Below are 20075 nucleotides of genomic sequence, written 5' to 3' on the forward strand. Positions count from 1 at the left end.
CTGTTTACGATTTTCCTTCGCAGCATTCCTCCGTGCAGGATATACCATCTTTCTTCTTGCGGTTCATCAGCCATGCCTTGACCGTCTCCCAGATCGCCGTTGCGATGACGATCCCCGCTGCAATCGAAACGGCATAGAGGAACGTCTTGATCCCCTGCGTTCCAAATTTCTCCCAGTCGGCAGCGACGGCGTAGAACATCGTGCGGTAGAGCGAGCCGCCCGGCACCATCGCAATCACACCGATGATGAGAAAGATCGTCGCGGGCGATTTGTAGATGCGCGCCAAAATTTCCGCAGCAATCGTTGCAAAGACCGCCCCCGCAAAGTAGCCTGCAAACTCGTTCCATCCCATTGCCACAAAGAGCATCGTGAATCCCCACGCGCCCATGCAGACCACCGCCCCCATGACAGCGTCCTTGAAGTGGCCGTGCCAGAGCAGATGAAAGCAAAAGCCGCCGACAAACGAGGTCAGGAGATAGACCCATCCCGTCGTCTCAAAGGCGATGAGTGTCCCCGTCGCGCTGAATGCAAACCCCGTTGCAATGAGGAGGCTAAGGATGAATGCCTCTGCACTCTTGATGAGCCCTGATATTGTCTCCTGATTGAACATATCACGGATCGAGTTCATGAGGGCAAGCCCCGGGATGACAGGCATGATATTGCCCATGTTGATTGCGGCGGGATGAATGTCCAGACCAAAATACATGAACGAGTTCGCGAGCATTCCCCCGACAAAGCTGAGCAGAACGAGACCAAAATATGGATTCAGCTTCGTCTGCGCAAGCAGATGCTGCAGAAGACGCAGGAGCACGCCCACGATGCCCGCACAGACGGCATCATCGAAACGCCCGCCAAAGAACGCAGAGAAACTCGCAGCAATCAGTGCCCAGTAGAACAGGGATGCCTTGAGTGAGATCACCTCCATCGTGTCGATCTCCCGAATGCGTTTTTTGATTTCATCCGAGGTCATGGGATGGGCGCAGATCTCGCGTGAAAGCTGATTCAGAGCCTTGAGCCGCTGAAAGTCGAAATTTTGCCCGGGCACACGGCGCATCTGCGTAAGCACGCCGATGTCCTCCCCACGCAGCGTCACAACAATGCTGGTCGTAATGACCATCACGTCCACATGGCGCACGCCGTAGGCACGGCAGATGAAGTTGATCGTGCGCTCCACGCGGCTGACCTCCGCCCCCGTCACAAGCATACGCTGCCCGATGTCAATTGCGCGTTCAAGGATATTGTTGATATTAATTCTTGCAGTTTCATTGATCATAATGAACATAGTTATAGCAGACTGTGCGGTCTTTGTCACGTCTTTTCATAGAAAAAGAGCAAAGCCCCATGTGGAAGCCCTGCTCTCGATATGATTTGATTTATTCGACCGTAACAGATTTTGCGAGATTACGCGGCTTGTCCACATCGCAGCCGCGCGTGATCGCGGCATAGTAGGCGAGCAGCTGCAGCGGAATGACGGATAGAATCGGCATGATGAACTCATCTGCCACCGGGACGTGCATGACATGATCGACGTATTTCTCGAGTTCCGTATCGCCCTGCGCCGCGATGCCGATGACGACCGCATCGCGCGCCTTGACCTCCTTGATGTTGGAAAGCGTCTTTTCGTATACACTGCGTTGCGTTGCAAGCGCGATGACGGGAACCCCCTCAACAATCAGTGCGAGTGTACCGTGCTTCAGCTCACCTGCGGCATACGCTTCCGCATGGATATAGGAAATCTCTTTGAGTTTCAGTGCCCCCTCAAGCGAGACGGCGTAGTCCAGACCGCGCCCAATGTAGAAGACATCTTCGTTAAAGCCGTACTGCTTTGCAAAGGTCTTGATCGGGTCGACATCGGACAGAATCTCCGAGATCTGCGCCGGAATCTCATGCAGCTGCGCGACGAGTTTCGCCGTGCGCTCCGCAGGAATCGTTCCCTTGATCTCCGCCATATAGAGCGCGAGCATAAAGAAAAGGACAAGCTGCGTTGTATACGCCTTCGTCGATGCGACGGCGATCTCGGGGCCAGCCCACGTATAGGCGACCTGATCTGCCTCACGTGCGACGGAGGAACCAACCACATTTGTAATCGCAAGGGTCTTTGCCCCGCGCCGTTTTGACTCCTTGAGCGCAGCGAGCGTATCGCTCGTCTCACCCGACTGCGACACCACGATCAGAAGTGTGTGCTCATCGACGATCGGATCACGATAGCGGAACTCGGAGGCGACATCCACCTCAACGAGAACGCGTGCCAGCTTCTCGATGTAGTACTTGCCCACAAGTCCCGCGTGGTATGCCGTGCCGCAGGCAACGATATATATCTTGTTGAACGAGTTCAGATAGTCTGCATCCCATGCAAGCTCCTCAAAAGAGACGGCCTTTCTGTCGCCCGCAATGCGCTGACTCATTGTGTCGCGCACCGCCTTTGGCTGCTCGTTGATCTCCTTCAGCATGAAGTGCTCATAGCCGCCCTTCTCCGCTGCCTCGGCATTCCATGTGACCTCAAATACCTTCTTCGGCACGGGCGCACCGAGATGGTTTGTTACCTCGACTGTATCCTTGCGCACGATGGCAAGCTCTCCATCACCCAAAATATAGGTGCGCCGCGTCTTGGAGATGATCGCAGGAATATCCGATGCAATGAAGTTTTCACCCTCTCCAAGTCCGATGATGAGTGGGTTGTCCTGCTTTGTGCACAGCAGCAGATCGGGATGGCGGCGACTCATAAAGGTGAGCGCATACGAGCCCTCAATCCGCTCCAGAACCGCACGTACAGCGGCGACGAAATCCCCGCTGTAGACCTCTTCCAAGAGGTGAACAACAACCTCTGTATCCGTCTCGGATTTGAATACATGCCCCTTTGCGATCAGCTCTTCCTTCAGCGAGAGATAGTTCTCGATGATGCCGTTGTGCACGACGGCAAAGTCACCGTGACAGTCCGTATGCGGATGCGAGTTGACATCCGACGGACGCCCGTGCGTCGCCCAACGTGTATGACCGATGCCGAGGCTGCCGACTGGCACATTCCCCTTGATCTTGTCACGCAGCGCAGCAAGACGTCCCACGCTCTTCTCCACACGAATCACACCGTCGTTGTAGACAGCGATCCCCGCTGAGTCATAGCCGCGGTACTCCAGCTTCGAGAGACCGTCGAGCAGGAACTCCGCTGCTTGACGATCTCCGACATAACCAACAATTCCACACATAAAAATACCTCCTGACCGATAATAAATAAATCGCTCAGGGATTTCGCTCCATCTGCAGCTTTGTCCACGAGGTCACCCCCATGATTTGACCACAGACTCTCGACAGAGCGTGCCGGAAGGCATCCGCTGACGGCTCGACAACCTTCTCCTCGTCCTCTGAAATACAATTCTATTCCAGAGCCAGCGCTAAGAAAAATTCTTTTTCATAATATGAAATCCCTGTGTATCAACGATACACAGGGACATTCTATCCGATCTTACACGAGAAGTCAATTATTTACATAGTGGCTGAAACTGCCGATCACAAGCTGCGTGAACTCTCTGTGCAGCTGATCCATAAACACCTTTGTTCCAACGGGTTCGCCTGCCATCTCCGGCATTGTCCGCAGAAAGAGCGTCGGATCGATGTTCAAATTCCGCATCTGAATCATCTGGACGGGCAGTGCACGAAAGAACTCCTGCCACGCGGCCAGTTCCTCCGCGCGGTCTGTAAAGCCCGGGAAGTGGAGCAAGTTCAGCGACACATAGACACCGTGATCGAGCGCATAGCGCAGCGACTCCTTTACATTGTCCAGCGGATAGCTTGCACGGTAATACGCGTTATAACTTTCATCGCGTGCACTGATGATGGAGACACGCAGCGAATCCAGCCCTGCGTCCACGATTTTCTTTATCCCCTCGGGAAAACCCGCGTTCGAATTCATATTGATCTGTCCGCGCGCGGTGACGTCACGAATCTTTCGGATCCCCTCGGCGATACGGTCGGCGGCAAGCGACGGCTCGCCCTCACATCCCTGCCCGAAGCTGATAATGCCGTCGGGAGCAAGCGAGAGATGATAGATGCCGACCTCGGCAATCTCCTCCGCCGTTGGAGAAAATGTAATGCGCTCCTGCGGTGAGGGACAGCACTCCGAACTCTGGAGCGAGATGCAGCCAAGACAGTTCGCATTGCACACGGGCGACGTCGGCACACCGCATTCCCAACGTCTATAAAACAGATTCTGTGCCGTCAGGCAGTGATAGTTCAGCGAGCATCTGCCCACCTGTTCCACAATACGGTTGTTCGGGAGATCCTTCATCGTACGCCGCACAAGCTTTTTCAATTCCTTGCCGTTGTAGTTGGCAGGATCCCACTTTTCATTCTCATCCGTGTAGACGGCGGCAACGCATAGTTCCCCACGATGCGAAACAACGGCAGTATAGCCATAGAGCGGCAGCGGTGCGGCACCATCGGCACGAACAAAGGCGGGCAGATGCGTGCGCGTATAGCCTTGCGGCAGGATCGCAGCGATCGCCGTCCCCGCAATGCGCTTCTCCACTCCGTCTGCCGTCTGTCCCACAGCAGTGTGTTCGGGCATAAACATGAGATCGGCACTCTCGGGCAGTGGAATGAGATCGTCGGGACGAAGCGGAACATTCTCCGCACCGATGCGGCCGAGCGCACACATCCCCTCCGCCGTACGGATATTTCCGTTCTTGTCGGCGTAGACCGCCGTGATCTCGTCGCTGTGTCTATGCGGACGTGCCGCCTTCTGATTGGGTTTCATGACTCCCCTTTTGTTTCTCTTTCTTCTTGTGCGGATTGTACTTGTTCATTGCAAGGTCCACACCATCCGTCACGATACACTCCACCGCAGGGAGGAGGTAGTCGATTGCCTCTCGAATTTTCGGCGCATCCTCCGACGAAAACGGCGCAAGTACATGGTTGATAACTGTCCATCCTGCGGGCGGACGGCCAATCCCAATGCGCACGCGCGGAAAATCCTCACTGCCCGCATGGGCAAGAATGGACTTGATGCCGTTGTGTCCTCCCGAGCCGCCCTTCTTACGAATCCGCACCGTCCCCGACGGGATGTCCATATCGTCATGCACGACGATCAGATCTTCTGTATCGAGTTTATAGTAGGAAAGCATGGGGCCGAGTGCCTCACCGCTGTTGTTCATATAGGTAAGCGGCTTTACGAGGAATACTTTTTCTCCGCCAATCCGCACCTCCGTCACGGAGGAGAAAAAATCTTCCTTCCATACGGGTGCATTCAGTCGCACTGCAAGTGCATCCACGAGCATAAAGCCGACATTGTGCTTCGTTGCGGCATACTCTGCTCCTGGATTACCGAGTCCTGCAATGATTTTCATATCTTACTCCTTCGTCGGATCGCCGACCGCGAAGAGATAGGCGAGCACGACGATGCCAAGCGCAATGCGATACCAGCCGAACGCCGTAAAATCGTTGCGCTTGATGTAGCGCAGAAGGAATTGGATCGAGAGAATCGACACAACGAACGCCGTCACCATGCCGATGCCGAGGATCATGAGCTCCGTCCCCGTGTAGTTCCATCCGAATTTCACGAGTTTCAAAAAGGATGCGCCGAACATAACGGGAATCGCAAGGAAAAATGTAAATTCCGTTGCCACATAACGGCTCGCGCCAAAAATGATGCCGCCGAGAATCGTTGCACCTGAGCGGCTTGTACCCGGAACAAGCGAGAGTACCTGAAACATGCCGATGATGAACGCTGTGCGGTAGTCGAGCTTTATCAGGTTTTCCACGCGCGGCGTACGCCGCTTATTCCAGCGCTCGACCACAATGAAGAGCACGCCGTAGAGAATCAACATTGCAGCGACCACAGGTGCGTTCATAAAATGCTCTTCCATATATTTATTGAATGCAAGCCCGATCACGGCAGCGGGCAGGCAGGCAACAATGACCTTGCCCCAAAGGTCAAAGGTCTCACGCCGCTCCGCCTCCGACTTGCTCTTTAGAAACGGGTTGAGCTTTTCAAGGTTCAGCACCACAACAGCGAGAATCGCACCGAGCTGGATCACCACGAGGAACATATCCATAAATGCTGTCGAGACATCGAGACGAATGAACTCATCGACGAGAATCATATGCCCCGTACTCGATACGGGCAGCCACTCCGTCAGCCCCTCCACAATGCCCAGAATGACGACCTTCAATAGCTCCATCAATGAAATATCCACAGTTAATATGCTCCTCCTCTGTAAAATCCCGCCTATTATAGCACAGTTCCCGCGTTTCTGCACGGATGTTCAAAGAAAAAAGGCTGCCGAAGCAGCCCATGTTCAAACGATATTCGATTACACCAGACCGTGTGCGAGCATCACATCCGCAACCTTTACAAACGCCGTGATGTTCGCGCCCGCGACGAGATCGTCAGGATCTGCATAGAGCTCCGCATTCTTCTTCGCATCGCGGTAGATATGTGACATGATCTTGCGAAGACGCTTGTCCACCTTCTCAAAGGTCCACTGACGACGTTCGGAGTTCTGCGACATCTCAAGTGCGGAGGTTGCAACACCGCCCGCATTTGCTGCCTTTGCCGGTGCAAAGAGCACCTTGTGGCTCTGGAAGTATGCAATCGCATCGAGCGTCGACGGCATATTTGCACCCTCACCGACCGCCTGCACGCCATTCGCAACGAGCAGCTTTGCAGACTCCAGATCAATCTCCCCCTGCGTCGCGCACGGGAGTGCGATATCACACTTCACCGACCAGACCCCAGTGCAGCCTTCATGATACTCGGCATGCGGGTGCGTCGCCGCATACTCCTTGATGCGCGCACGCCGAATCTCCTTGATATCCTTGACCGCCGCGAGATCGATTCCGTCGGGATCGTAGATGTAACCGTTCGAGTCGGAGCAGGTCACGACCTTTGCCCCGAACTCCTGCGCCTTTTCGATCGCATAGATCGCGACGTTGCCTGCGCCCGAGACGACGATCGTCTTACCCGCGAGGTCGATGCCCTTCGCCGCAAGCATATCCTGCACGAAGTAGAGAAGCCCGTAGCCCGTCGCCTCCGTACGCGCAAGACTGCCCCAGTAATCCGTGCGCTTGCCCGTCAGGACGCCTGCATCATACGAGTCACGGATGCGCTTGTATTGCCCGAAGAGATAACCGATCTCGCGTCCGCCGACACCGATATCGCCCGCCGGAACATCCACGTTCGGCCCGATATGGCGATAGAGTTCCGTCATAAAGCTTTGGCAGAACTTCATGACTTCGTTGTCGCTGCGTCCGTGCGGGTCGAAGTCCGAGCCGCCCTTTCCGCCGCCGATCGGCAGACCCGTCAGTGCGTTCTTGAACACCTGCTCGAACGCGAGGAACTTCAGAATGTCGAGTGTCACGCTCGGATGGAAGCGCAGGCCCCCCTTATAGGGACCGAGTGTGCTCGACATCTGCACACGAAATCCACGGTTGATCTGGATCTCGCCCTTATCGTCCACCCACGGCACACGGAATGTGATGATGCGGTCAGGCTCGATCATAGACTCCAGAATCTTGTGTGCCTTGTACTCGGGATGCTTCTCCAATAGCGGAACAACGGAGGTCAGAACCTCGGAGACCGTATTCTTGAAATGTGTTTGATCCGGATCACGCTTTGCTACCAGATCGAGAATATCATCAACATACTGTTTCATTTCAGACATTATAATTCCTCCCTCTGTTTGCCCGATGACTGTTCAACGGAACGTGACTGAGTATAGCATATAGCACAGAGTTTTGTATAGGGATTATGGGCATGAATACAATATGCACTGCAAATACAAAAAAGAGGTTCCTGCAAAAACCTAGGAACCTCCTAATTTACAAATGATATGGTTCTCCCTTGCTGATTTTGAATGCACGATAGATTTGCTCCATCAGAAAGAGACGGATCAGTTGATGTGGGAACGTAAAGTGTGAGAAGGAAAGGCGAAGATCGGCACACCGACGCACCTCATCTGACAGCCCGAAGGGACCGCCGATGAGAAAGGTGATATGACTCTTGCCCTCAACAGCAAGGCGGTCAATCTTTGCTGCAAGTTCCTCTGAGGACAGCTCCGCACCGCCCACATCGAGGACGATGAGATATGCATCCTGGGGCACCTGCATCAAAAGGCGCTCCCCCTCGCGGCGGATGGTCTCTGCCTTTTCCGCTGCCGAAGGTTTGTCCTTCATGCGTTCCTCACCAATCTCAATCGTACGCAAATCGGCATAGGGACGCAGACGCTTTTCATACTCCGCAATCCCCTCACGCAGGTACTTTTCCTTTATCTTTCCTGCGCAGACGATTGTGATCTTCACCGATCCTCCTGCGGCATTTCTTCGAGCATGACCTCCGTCTTACGCTTCGTATCGTTGCGGTCATAGGTGACCGTCACCTTGTCGCCGACCTTGTACGAGGCAATCTTCGCGCGCAGATCCGCGACGCTGTTGACCTCCTCACCATCGATCTCGAGGATGATATCGCCGCGCTGGAAGCCTGCCTTTCCGCATGGACCATCGAGCGAGAGGCGGAAGATGTAGACGCCCTTATCGATGTTCAGCTGATAGCCATAGCGTGCCGCCGTTGTCGGGTCAAAGACGGAGACACCGAGGTACGGACGCGCTACATAGCCCTTTTCGATCAGCTCATTTACGATGGTCTGTACCGTATTGATCGGAATGGAAAAGCCCATGCCCTCGACGGCAGCCGCCGACACCTTCGCACTGTTGATGCCGATGACCTCGCCGTCGGCGTTCACAAGCGCACCGCCTGAATTTCCCGGGCTGATCGCTGCATCGGTCTGCAGCAGCTTCACGCGCTTGTCGCTGACATCGAGCGTGCGGTTCAGCGCACTGATGACCCCCACTGTGACGCTTCCCTGAAACTCGAGCCCAAGCGGATTGCCGATCGCAATTGCCGGCTCACCGACCACGACCGTATCTGAGTTGCCAAAGGCTGCCGTCGGCAGATTGCGTTCATCTATCTTCACAACGGCAAGGTCTGTGAACTCATCCTTTCCGATGAGCTGCCCCTTGAGGCTGCGCCCGTCGGAGAGGGAGACAATGATCTCCTTCGCCCCGTCAATCACGTGATTGTTTGTCACGATGTAGCCGTCGCTGCGAAAGATCACGCCGGAGCCGACCCCCTCCGTCTCGACAGGATTGTTGAACCAGTCACGTGCAACCGCCTTGTTCGTAATGCCGACAACAGCAGGCCCTACCGCCTTTGCCGCGCGGACAACGGGCGTGTTGCGCGCCTCCGAGAGCCCTGATACGTCAACCGTCTGCGCAGGCTTCATAGCGCTGACTGAGTTATCGGCGGCCGTTCCCATCGAGCAGCCACCAAAGATGACAAAGGAAGCCAAAACTGCCCCTGCAGCGAGGGCAATCCCCTTCCGTTTTTTGCTTCGGATATTCATAAAGACATCTCCTTTATATGATAATTTCTGCACCGCCCTCCGGCAGACAGCTCTCAATATCGAGCGTCACACCGCGCGATGCAAGGATGTCATGCACCGTATCGCATGCAAGTGCGGGCCTGTTGTTCTCCTCCGAGAGATGTGCCAGATAGACCTTGCACGGACGTTTCTTCATACGCGTGAGAGCCCATGCCGCATCCCTGTTTGCAAGGTGTCCGCGATTCGAGAGAATGCGCCGCTTCAGCGGCCACGGGTAGCTCCCCCGGCGCAGGAGATCCGCATCATGATTCGCCTCAAGAACGAGAACATCCGCCCCCTCCATCGCCTCCTGCACTGCATCGGTCACAACGCCAAGATCGGTCGCGATCGTGCAGCAGTGTGACCCCTCAATGCGAAAGCCGCATGGCTCTGCCGCATCGTGCGAAATCTCAAAAGGCTGTACTGTCACATCACCGATCGTGAATACGTCTGAAATACTCTGCATGTCCTCTTCAAACGCCGCACCGCCGTCAATGCCGGCGAGTGTCCCCCGTGTTGCAAGAATCGGCAGATGATACTGCTTCGCGAGCATCTTCAGACCACGCACATGGTCGATGTGCTCATGTGTGACGAGTACTGCGTCGAGGCTCTGCGGCTCTATGCCGCGCGCACGCAGCCCCTTCGTAATCCGCGCTGCACTGATACCGGCGTCGATCAAGAGACGCGTGTTGTCCAATTCTACGTAAACCGAATTCCCCTTGCTTCCGCTCGCCAATATCGATACCTGCAACGAACATCCCCCTCTCTATGATTGATAATATTCCTTTTTTCTGTAAATATCCTGCATACGCCTGCCCGCGATAAAATAAGCCGTCCATCCTGCACTCTGCCAGCAGTTCTAATGCTGCAAAGAACGAGATTTGGACGGCTGTATGCTACATCTTGCTGAGTTCATCCTTCATCTGTGCGATGTGGGACATGATTTCGGCGGAAAATATGTCGAGTGCCTCCTTGCTCTTGCGGTCACCCTGAAAGGACATCGGCGCGCCGTACATAATGCGCAGCTGCGGGAGCAGTCCGCCGTTTGCGAAGATACGGTGTGTGTTCAGGATGGCAACGGGTACAATCGGAGCGCCCGTCATAGCGGCGATCAGGGCGACGCCTGCCTCCGCCTTTTGCAGCTGTCCTGTCTTGCTGCGCGTGCCCTCAGGGAACAGCCCCAGAACACGACCCTCCTTCAGTACCGTGACCGCCGCCTTGATCGCCCCACGATCGGACTCGCCGCGCTTCACGGGGAATGCATGGCAGCGGCGGATTGCCGCGCCGAAGATCGGGTTCTCGAACAGCTCGATCTTCGCCATATAGCTGACAGGACGCTCAATGAGGCTCGCCATGAGCGGCGGGTCGATGTTGCTCGCATGATTCGCAGCGAGAATTACCGCGCCTTCTGCGGGGATGTTCTCGCGCCCATAGACGCGCGTGCGAAAGACGATGTAGAAAAAGATCCGAAAGACGATTTGCAGAAATCCGTACAACATAGTAACCGCCTATTCCGAGAGTTTCATGATGCGTGCAGCAACTTCATCAATGGTGAGCGAGGTCGAGTCGAGCAGAACGGCATCCTCTGCCTGACGCAGTGGGGAGATCGCACGCTCGCTGTCCTGTTTGTCACGTGCGGCAATCTCCTGTTTCAGCTCATCGAAGTCCACCGCATACCCCTTTTCCTTCATCTCGTCATAGCGACGGCGCGCACGTTCCTCGACGGATGCCGTAAGGAAGATCTTCACGTCGGCGTTCGGAAGCACGTTCGTACCTATGTCGCGTCCATCCATGACGACTGCGCCGTCCGCTGCCATCGCGCGCTGCAGCTCCACCATCTTCTCGCGGACAGGGCCAAGCGCAGCGACACGAGAGACGATATGCGTGACCTCTGGCGTGCGGATCTCACGCGTCACATCCGTATTGTCAACCGTGACGCGCGTACCGCTCTCCGTACAGGTAAGTTGTACATCAATATCCTGCACAGCACGAAGGATATCTTCGTCCGTCGCTTCCTTGGAATGTTGCAGTGTTTTCCACGCGACAGCACGATACATCGCCCCCGTGTCGATATAGGTATAGCCGAGTTTTTCCGCCACAAGCTTTGCAACAGTGCTCTTGCCCGCGCCGGCGGGCCCATCAATTGCAATCACACACTTCATATCAAATCCTCCTAGCTCAGCCGCTCGATTTCAGAAAAGAATGTTGGGTAGGAAATATTCACGCTGTCCGGCTCCTCGATGAGAACTCCATTTGCCGACGCACCAAGCACAGCGAGCGACATTGCCATGCGATGATCGCCGCAGCTGCTCACCTGCGCCCTTTGCATCTCTGGTTTCCCATGAATGATAAGCCCATCCTCGCGCTCCTCGATGCTGCCGGGGGCAAGTTTTTGGAACTCCGTTGCAATCGCATGGAGACGATCCGTCTCCTTCACGCGCAGTTCGCCTGCGCCCGTGATGACGGTATCGCCCTCGGCAAAGAGCGCGGCGACGGCGATAATCGGAATCTCGTCGATGAGGCGCGGCATAATCTCTGCGCCAAAAGATACACCATGCAGAGATGCAGCCTCAACGGCAAGGTCGGCAACACGCTCACCGCCGCTCATGTGCTCATTCTGCACAGAGATCTGTGCTCCCATCTCTGTAAGCACATCCAGAATGCCGGTGCGCGTCGGATTGACGCCAATATTTCTGAGCAGCAGGCGACTTCCCTCAATGATACTGCCTGCAACAAGGAAATACGCTGCCGAACTGATATCCCCCGGCACTGTGATCATATCGGGGGCACAGTAGCCGCCATCCTCCACGGGGAAGACAGTAACGCTCGTTCCCGTGCGCTCGATATGTACGCCGAAGCCCGTAAGCATCTGCTCTGTATGGTCGCGCGACACGTACGGTTCCGTGACGGTGGTTGGTGCATCCGCATATAGTCCCGCAAGAAGAATTGCCGACTTAACCTGCGCACTCGCGACAGGGCTTTCGTAGTGAATGCCGTGGAGCTTCTCCTCCGTCGGTACAATTGTAAGCGGAAGGTTGTTGTTCCCGCTGCGCCCGAAGATCCGTGCCCCCATCTGAGAGAGCGGCTGACGCACGCGTCCCATCGGGCGGCGTGTCAGCGAGGAATCTCCCGCAAACACCGAGAGAAACGGCTGCGGCGCGAGCAGCCCCATCATCAGGCGCAGCGTCGTCCCCGAATTTCCCGCGTCCAGTACGGTCAGCGGTTCTGTCAGTCCATGAAATCCTCTCCCTGTAACAATCAGTTCGTTTTCGTTCCGAAATTCAATATTTACACCGAGCGCACGCATCACACCGACTGTTGAGAGACAGTCCGCCGCGTGGAGAAAGTTTCGAATATGCACGGGCGTATTGGCTACCCCCGCAAACATGACGCTGCGGTGTGAGATAGACTTGTCCCCCGGAATCTCAACCGCTCCCCTCCATCCGTTCCGCGTAGGTTCGACTGTCTGTATTTCTGGCATTCACTACCCCTCCATATTCCATACGCTGTAACACCCCGCCGCGTGCCCCATCGAAAATGCCGCCTGCAGATTATATCCGCCCGTATATGCGTCCACATCAACCAGTTCGCCGACGAAATAGAGATTCTTTACAAGTTTTGATTCCATCGTACGCGGGTCGATCTCACGCGTCGCGACACCGCCCGCCGTCACAATCGCTTCGGCGATGGGACGTGTCCCTATGATCGTGAGCGGGAGTGCCTGTAATGTACGCACGAGTCGCTCCCGCTCCTTTGACGAAATCTGTCCGACGACGCGCTCGGGTGAAAGCTCTGCTGCACGAAGAACGGGTTCAATCAGCCGCTTGGGCAGAAGATCAATCATACCGTTATGAAGCTGCTTCTGTTCGTATGCCGTAAAGTCCCGATCCACACGCTCCCGCAATTTCTCATGCATCAGCGCAGGCTTCAAATTCAGACGAAGCGAAAGCTCCTTCACTCCTGACATAAGCAGCTCGGAAGCACGCCGGCTCAGTTGAAGGATGATCGGTCCCGTTACGCCAAAATGTGTAAAGAGCATCTCTCCAAAGAACTCCTGCTCTTTCTTCCCCGCATAATAGAGACTTGCACACACGTTCCGCAGCGACAGTCCCTGCACATCCTTGACCCACGCTTCCTGTGTCACGAGCGGAACAAGCGCAGGAAAGATTGGGGTAATCGTATGCCCCGCCGCACGCGCAAGTGCGTAGCCGTCTCCTGTCGATCCCGTCGCAGGATAGGAGGCTCCGCCCGTCGCGAGAATCACAGCAGATGCAGCAATCTTTGTATTGTCCACAAGGCGAACGCCGTCCACTTTGTTGTCCTCGATGAGAAGTTCGCTCACAGATGTATTCGTACGAATCTCTACCTTTTGGTCGCGTAGGTAGCGCACGATGGCATCCACCACATGGGCGGCACGGTCACTCCGAGGAAAGACACGGTTGCCGCGCTCGGTCTTCAGAGGAACCCCAAGCCGCTCAAAGAACGCCATCACATCTGCATTGTCAAAGGCACGCAGGCTGCTGTTGAGGAATTTTCCGTTTCCTACAACATTCTTGATGATGTCAGGAATCTCGTCGGCGCTTGTGACGTTGCAGCGCCCCTTTCCCGTAATCATCATCTTGCAGCCGACACGCGGCATCTTTTCGAGGAGCAGAACGCCTCCGCCGCACTCTGCCGCAGCTGCTGCCGCCATCATCCCCGCAGGTCCCGCGCCCACAATTACGATTTGATTCACCATCCATCACCCCTGCACATCTTCGCAGTTCATCAATCTCCTCCGCAGTCAAATGGCGAAATGCGCCTGAGGCAAGCCCCCGCAGTGTCAACCCCGCGAAACGGACACGCCGCAGTATGCAGACATGACAGCCGATCGCGGCAAACATACGCCGCACCTGACGATTGCGTCCCTCATGGATGATGGTCTCAACTACGGTACGCCCCTCTTCGCACCGCAAGACACGAACTCTCGCCGGCGCTGTCATCCCGTCCTCAAGGAGGATCCCGGAGCGCAGCTGAGCCAGCCCCGCTGCATCGACTGTTCCGATGACCTCTGCGTGATAGACCTTGTCGATCTCGTAGCGCGGATGGAGCAGCTCCTGCGTCAGAGCCCCATCGTTTGTAATGAGCAGAAGCCCCTCCGTATCGACATCGAGCCGCCCCACAGGGTAGAGCCGCGCAGGAAAATCGGGCAGGAGATCGAGTACCGTTTCACGCCCTCGATCATCGCGTGCCGTCGAGAGATATCCGCGCGGCTTGTTGATCAGGATGTAGAATTTCTGCTCATTAGGCTCTATACGGACACCATCGACAGCAATCACATGACACGCCGCGTCAAATTTACATCCCAATTCCGTAATGACAGAACCGTCCACCGTAACCCGTCCCGTGCGAATCATTTCTTCTGCCGCACGACGCGACGCTACACCTGCATGGCTGAGAATCTTCTGCAATCGTTCTTCCATTTCGCCCCCTATCGTACCTTGACGGCACTTTCCCCCATGAGCGCCCTGAGTTCCTGCCGTACCGCAGCTGATCCGTCAATCCAGTAGTGTTGCTCGAGCTTTCGCCAGCGACCCTCACTCTGAACGAAAACAGGGTGCTCTCCCCTGTGCGCGGCAAAGAGTTCCTGCATCGCCGTCCACAATGTGCGCCGATCGGCATCTGCAGGGGGAATCAGATAGAAGGATGCACGATATTCACTCATCCGCCAGATCTCATCCGCAAGCAGCTTCGGCTCCTCGCCCGTCATATCAACGCGGCCCTGCACGACAATAATACTGTCCGGCTCCAGATCAGACACATGCGCATAGAACACACGCGGAAATAACGTCACCTCGATCTTACCGCTGAAATCTTCAAGTTCCGCGAAGAGCATGGTGTCGCCCTTCTTCGTTGTAAAACGCTTCGTGCTCGTCAGAATTCCGCCGATACGGACAAGCTGCCGCTCCTTACGTACAATATGCGTAATCTCACCGATGGAGAGCAGGGAAGAGAGTGTTTCGCTGAAGTCATCCAGCGGGTGCCCCGTGATGTAGAACCCCGTTGCCTCCTTCTCCCACGACAGTCGCTCACGCACTGTGCTCGGTGGAATGTCCTCCGAAACGCGTATCTGCTGAACCTCTTCCATCGTTTCTTCGCCAAAAAGACCTCCCTGTCCACTCAGGATGTCCCGCTGCCGCCGTGCCGCGTCCTGTATCGCCGCATCGAGCGCGGCAAGCAGTTGATTGCGCTCCGTACCGATGCTGTCAAATGCACCGCATTTGATGAGGCTCTCAATCGCCCGCTTGTTGACCGTCCGCAGGTCGACACGCGCACAGAAGTCCACAAGCGAGCGGAACTTTCCGCCCTCTGATCGTACGCGCTCCATGCTCACGATCGCATTCTCGCCGACGTTGCGGACCGCAGCAAGACCGAAGCGGATTGCACCGCTTTCGATGCCGAACGTCGCCGCACTCGAATTGATGTCCGGCGGCAGAATCTTGATCCCCATTCGGCGGCAGAGCTGAATATAGACGGGAATCTTGTCCGTCTTGTCCATGATGCTCGTCAATACGCCCGCCATAAACTCCACAGGATAGTGGGCTTTAAGATATGCGGTCTGCCATGCGAGCAGCCCATAGGCAGCACTGTGGGACTTGTTGAATCCATAGTCCGCAAAATGCGTCAGAAGATCGAAGATATGATTTGCAAGTGATGCTTCGAGCCCGTTTTTTGCACACCCCTGCAGAAAAATTTCCTTCTGCGCCATCAGAAGATCGTGCTTCTTCTTCCCCATCGCACGGCGCAGGAGATCCGCCTGACCGAGGCTGAACCCCGCAAGCACCTGCACAATCTGCATGACCTGCTCCTGATAGAGCACGACGCCGAACGTCTCCTTCAGAATCGGCTCCAGCAATGGATGCATATAGACAACATCTTTCTTGCCATGCAGTCCGTCGATGAAGTCCGTCACCATGCCGCTGCCCAAGGGACCCGGCCGATAGAGTGCCACTGTCGGAATCAGATCGACAAACCCCTTCGGCTGAAGCTCCTTGACGAGGTTTGTCATGCCCGCTGATTCCATCTGAAATACTGCTCCTGTATCTCCGTCACACAGCATTTGTGATGTTTTTCCATCCACAAGAGGAATGCTGTCAACATCCACTGCAATGCCATGTACCTCACGTACATGATTGACCGTATCCGCAATAATGGTCAGCGTGCGCAGTCCCAAAAAGTCCATTTTGAGAAGCCCCAACGCCTCCACATCGTCCTTGTCGAACTCCGTGACAAGCGTGCCCTCTGAGACCCATACGGGTACTTGACTCGTCAGCGGCATTTTTGCAATCACGACACCCGCCGCATGGATTGATGTGTTGCGCGGCAGCCCTTCAATCTTTCGTGCGAGGTCGATCACTCTGCGGACATTCTCGTCCTCATCATAGACACGCCGCAAATCCGCCGACTCTTTGAGCGCACGCTCCAATGTGATGTTCAGTTCGGTCGGAACAAGCTTTGTGATAGCTGATACTTCGCTGAATGGCATTTCCAGTACGCGTCCGACATCACGGATTGCGCCCTTTGCTCCCATCGTACCGAACGTGGCAATCTGTGCGACATGATCTTCGCCGTAACGTTCCTTGACATACGAAATAACCCGCCCGCGATTGATATCGTCAAAGTCGATATCAATATCCGGCATGGATACGCGCTCGGGGTTGAGAAAACGCTCAAAGAGAAGTGCATATTGAAGGGGGTCGATGTTTGTGATCCCAAGGAGATAAGCAACAATACTGCCCGCCGCCGAACCGCGCCCGGGACCGACTTCAACACCGTGCCCGCGCGCATAGTTGATAAAGTCCCACACGATGAGAAAGTAACTGGCATATCCCATGTTGTGAATGACGCCAAGCTCATAGGAAAGGCGCTCTCGAATTTCATTTGCTGCATTCGGATAGCGCATAGGGATACGCTCCTCACAGAGGGCGCGCAGATAGGCATCATCACTCTCAAAGCTCGCAGGGATGGGATAGAACGGCAGCTGCAGTTCACCAAAGGTAAAGTCCACCTGACAGCGTGCAGCGATCTTCGCCGTATTCTCGATGGCCCCCGGATAGTCTGCAAAAAGTGCCGCCATCTCCTGCTCTGATTTCAGATAGTAGTCGGAACCGGAGAAACGCATTCGGTCAGGATCATTGATTGTTCTGCCCGTCTGCACACAGAGCAGAATGTCATGAAACTCACTGTCGTCCGCATAGACATAGTGTACATCATTCGTTGCAGCCAGCCCTATGCCATGTTTTTCGGCAAGATCGCGCAGCGCACGGTTGACTGTCTTTTCCTCGGGCAATCCATGATCCTGTATTTCGAGAAAAAAATGTTCCCGTCCGAATATCTCCACATATTCGCGAACGAGTTCATCAGCGCACTGCACATTCCCCCGTAGAATTGACTGCGGTATCTCCCCTGCCACACAGGCAGAGAGCGCAATAATACCCTCATGATATTGACGCAGCAATTCCTTGTCAATACGCGGCTTATAATAATATCCCTCGATATTGGCGAGGGATATTAGTTGAACCAGATTGCGGTAGCCGTGATCGTTCTCGGCGAGAAGGATCAGATGATAATAGCGTGTTCCGTCCACCTCGGCACGTTCCTGCCGCATCCCCGGCGCAAGATAGACCTCACAGCCGATGATGGGGTGAATACCCTGGGCCTTTGCCTCCTTATAAAATCGTACGGCACCGTACATAACGCCGTGGTCGGTAATGGCGACCGAATCCATCCCAAGTTCCTTCGTGCGCCGGACGAGTTCCTTGATCCGACTCGCGCCATCCAGCAGACTATACTCCGTATGCACGTGGAGATGGGCAAAGGCCATTCTCTTCCCCCCCTTCCTTCTTTCTTCATCCCTCGTCACACAAAGGATTTTGATGCACAAAACTTTTCCCAGATCTCCTGGTATCCAGACTCCAATTCCTCCATATACCCCTGTACATCCATCAAATGTGAACGTTTCATATTCGCACGCAGCCCCATATGATATGCCTCAAGCAGCTTCGGTGCCTCTGCCAGCTGAACGGCACGACGTACGTAGTTAATGTCGTTTTCCGCAATGAGTTCACGCACCCCCGCATTTGTCAGGATGGACGCACCAAAGCGAGAACCATGTGCCCGCCCGCGCAAAGAGATGACAGGAACCCCCATATAAAGAGCCTCGCAGGTTGTCAGCCCGCCATTGTAGGGCGCGGAATCCAACACAATATCAATATCCCGATATTGCTCCAGATAGTCCGGACTGTACGGACGGAACTCCACACGCGCAAGATCATAGCTGAGCATGGAGAGCCGTTTCTTGACGAAATGAATACCTGAGTCAATGCTGGCTATCTTCCCCTTGATGATGAGTTTTGAGTCTCTGACAGACTCCAGAATCCCACGCCAGAGCAGCAGCATCTCGTCTGTGACCTTCGCAAAGTTATTGAAGCTGCCAAACGTCACATAGCCGTTCTTCCGCATCGGGGGCTCATAGCCCGCCTCTGGCATAGTTCGAATTGTTTCCGGTGCATAGCATAGGTGGGAATGCGGCAGACGCAGAATCTGTTCCGTAAACCCTGCCTCTGCTGCTGTATCTCCCTTGGGAATACAGACTTCATCGGAGAGAAAGTAGTCGATGGTGCGCAGACCTGTCGTATTCGTATATCCAATGCCGGAAACTTGAACAGGAGCAGGACGATATGCCATGATCGGCAATGCATTGTCCTGTGAATGCCCAGACAAGTCAACTAAAATATCAATTTTATCTTCTACAATAAGGCGCGCTGCCGTCCGCGGAGGACGCCCGCGCAGATCGCGCCATGTCACACGACGCGTGCGAAATCGTTCTGTTACAGCATCGCTTCTGCCCATTGCATAGCAGAACACCATGAACCGTTCCCCATTAAAATGACGAAGCAGAGGTGTTAGAAAGTATGCGACCGAATGCTCTCGAAAATCCGGCGATATATAGCCAATGCGAAGCTTCTTTTGGGGCGAACGCTGAACGTGTTCATGCGCATAAGGACGCACATCCATCAGTGCATCATAGTGCTCCGCCTTGATCCGTCCGTCTCTTGCCCCGAGATAGCGATAGTTCCGCATAAAGAGGTACTTGCTGTAGAGCTCCGCCGCCTCATCCGCCTCATCCGCAAGACGGCTGGACATCAGGAGTTCATGGGCAGCCCCCTTTGCCTCGCCCGCAAGGTACAGTGCATCGGCAAGCCATCCGCGTGCGCGCTTCATCATCTGATGGTAGATGGAATAAGAAGGATCCTCTTCTCCGAGGATTTTCGCCTTGTAGCTCAGCTCCTCAATCAGATCAGCGAGCAATGGTATCTCATCATCCAGGCGAAACTCCAGCGCCGCAAGCCCGGCTAAAACCATGCGTGCACGGGGATGGCGCGGCTGAACACGCAGTACCTTCTCTGCGAGTTCCTCTGCTTCGTCGATACGCCCGCTGTAGAGTGCCACCTCGGCATTGACCGCTGTCGCATCGATATCTCCCGCCATGAGGCGATCAACCTCTTGGGCACAGGCACGCATCCCCTTCAAATCACCATCGGCAGAAAATTTCGTTGCGAGCTTCAACCAGTTGATCTTTTCCTCTGCCGCATGTTCAGCCTTCGGCGGCTGCTCCTGCATAGA

Annotated in this window: 15 protein-coding genes and 1 pseudogene; all 16 read right to left on the reverse strand. The window is 55.0% G+C overall.

The genetic code is table 11. From position 1 onward, the window contains the following. Positions 1–4 precede the first annotated feature (4 nt). The gene (locus BCS37_RS05985; protein ID WP_069180608.1) at positions 5–1282 is read right to left on the reverse strand and encodes a threonine/serine ThrE exporter family protein; all 1278 of its coding nucleotides are present in this window, start codon (positions 1280–1282) and stop codon (positions 5–7) included. 91 nt (positions 1283–1373) lie between these two features. Then, on the reverse strand, positions 1374–3203 hold the full coding sequence (glmS, locus tag BCS37_RS05990; protein WP_069180609.1) for a glutamine--fructose-6-phosphate transaminase (isomerizing): 1830 nt from the start codon (positions 3201–3203) through the stop codon (positions 1374–1376). A gap of 269 nt (positions 3204–3472) precedes the next feature. Beyond that, a complete protein-coding gene (locus tag BCS37_RS05995; protein WP_069180610.1) occupies positions 3473–4750 on the reverse strand; it encodes a radical SAM protein in 1278 nt (425 codons plus the stop codon). Further along, positions 4716–5339 carry an aminoacyl-tRNA hydrolase gene (gene pth, locus BCS37_RS06000; protein ID WP_069180611.1) on the reverse strand — a complete coding sequence of 208 codons (624 nt, stop codon included), beginning with the start codon at positions 5337–5339 and terminating at the stop codon, positions 4716–4718. The genes BCS37_RS05995 and pth overlap by 35 nt, the downstream gene beginning before the upstream one ends. A 3-nt stretch (positions 5340–5342) precedes the next feature. Further along, on the reverse strand, positions 5343–6173 hold the full coding sequence (locus BCS37_RS06005) for an undecaprenyl-diphosphate phosphatase (RefSeq protein WP_069180612.1): 831 nt from the start codon (positions 6171–6173) through the stop codon (positions 5343–5345). Positions 6174–6305: 132 nt separating this feature from the next. Continuing rightward, the gene (gene gdhA, locus BCS37_RS06010) at positions 6306–7655 is read right to left on the reverse strand and encodes an NADP-specific glutamate dehydrogenase (protein WP_069180613.1); all 1350 of its coding nucleotides are present in this window, start codon (positions 7653–7655) and stop codon (positions 6306–6308) included. A gap of 157 nt (positions 7656–7812) precedes the next feature. Next, positions 7813–8292 (reverse strand): 23S rRNA (pseudouridine(1915)-N(3))-methyltransferase RlmH, encoded by a 480-nt coding sequence (gene rlmH, locus BCS37_RS06015; RefSeq protein WP_069180614.1) that lies wholly within the window; start codon positions 8290–8292, stop codon positions 7813–7815. Beyond that, a complete protein-coding gene (locus BCS37_RS06020; RefSeq protein WP_069180615.1) occupies positions 8289–9392 on the reverse strand; it encodes a S1C family serine protease in 1104 nt (367 codons plus the stop codon). The genes rlmH and BCS37_RS06020 overlap by 4 nt, the downstream gene beginning before the upstream one ends. Positions 9393–9405: 13 nt before the next feature. Then, complete coding sequence (locus BCS37_RS06025; RefSeq protein WP_069180616.1) at positions 9406–10161, reverse strand: MBL fold metallo-hydrolase; 756 nt, start codon at positions 10159–10161, stop codon at positions 9406–9408. Positions 10162–10306: 145 nt separating this feature from the next. Beyond that, positions 10307–10909 carry a lysophospholipid acyltransferase family protein gene (locus BCS37_RS06030; RefSeq protein ID WP_069180617.1) on the reverse strand — a complete coding sequence of 201 codons (603 nt, stop codon included), beginning with the start codon at positions 10907–10909 and terminating at the stop codon, positions 10307–10309. Positions 10910–10918: 9 nt separating this feature from the next. Next, complete coding sequence (gene cmk / locus BCS37_RS06035; protein ID WP_069180618.1) at positions 10919–11572, reverse strand: (d)CMP kinase; 654 nt, start codon at positions 11570–11572, stop codon at positions 10919–10921. A gap of 11 nt (positions 11573–11583) precedes the next feature. Beyond that, a complete protein-coding gene (gene aroA, locus BCS37_RS06040) occupies positions 11584–12891 on the reverse strand; it encodes a 3-phosphoshikimate 1-carboxyvinyltransferase (RefSeq protein ID WP_069180619.1) in 1308 nt (435 codons plus the stop codon). A 3-nt stretch (positions 12892–12894) separates the two neighbouring features. Next, positions 12895–14148 (reverse strand): NAD(P)/FAD-dependent oxidoreductase, encoded by a 1254-nt coding sequence (locus BCS37_RS06045; RefSeq protein ID WP_442983856.1) that lies wholly within the window; start codon positions 14146–14148, stop codon positions 12895–12897. A 103-nt stretch (positions 14149–14251) separates the two neighbouring features. Next, a pseudogene (locus BCS37_RS06050) lies at positions 14252–14872 on the reverse strand (pseudouridine synthase); the annotation flags it as partial. A gap of 8 nt (positions 14873–14880) precedes the next feature. Next, the gene (locus tag BCS37_RS06055; RefSeq protein ID WP_069180620.1) at positions 14881–18273 is read right to left on the reverse strand and encodes a DNA polymerase III subunit alpha; all 3393 of its coding nucleotides are present in this window, start codon (positions 18271–18273) and stop codon (positions 14881–14883) included. 35 nt (positions 18274–18308) lie between these two features. Further along, complete coding sequence (locus BCS37_RS06060) at positions 18309–20072, reverse strand: O-linked N-acetylglucosamine transferase, SPINDLY family protein (RefSeq protein ID WP_069180621.1); 1764 nt, start codon at positions 20070–20072, stop codon at positions 18309–18311. Between the last annotated feature and the right edge of the window lie 3 nt (positions 20073–20075).

Source organism: Selenomonas sp. oral taxon 920, from assembly GCF_001717585.1.
Lineage (GTDB): Bacteria > Bacillota > Negativicutes > Selenomonadales > Selenomonadaceae > Centipeda.